Source organism: Bacillus hominis, from assembly GCF_018332515.1.
GTDB classification, from domain to species: domain Bacteria; phylum Bacillota; class Bacilli; order Bacillales; family Bacillaceae_G; genus Bacillus_A; species Bacillus_A hominis.
The window spans coordinates 1-274 of record NZ_BOQD01000439.1; the positions used below are offsets into that span (position 1 = coordinate 1).

1 pseudogene is annotated in these 274 nt (G+C 47.4%); it reads right to left on the bottom strand.

The features are described 5' to 3' along the window. Positions 1-274: pseudogene (locus KI356_RS26155) on the bottom strand (chromosome condensation regulator); the annotation flags it as partial.

Here is a 274-nt window from a genome sequence, read left to right on the forward strand (position 1 = left end):
CCCACTGCTACTACCGTTCCATCTGATTTAAGGCCAATGGTACGGCGCCACCCCGCCGCAACTGATTCAATATTATGCCATTCGTTTACATCACATTGATCATGCTTATTCCAGCCCACTGCTGTCACAGTACTGTCAGATTTTAGACCGATTGTATGAGCATTACCCGTGTTAGTCGCCATATGAACATTACCCGCTGCGACCGCAACAATATCATGCCAGCCACTTACATTGCATTCTCCTTCTTTATTTCGCCCCACTGCTACTACCGTTC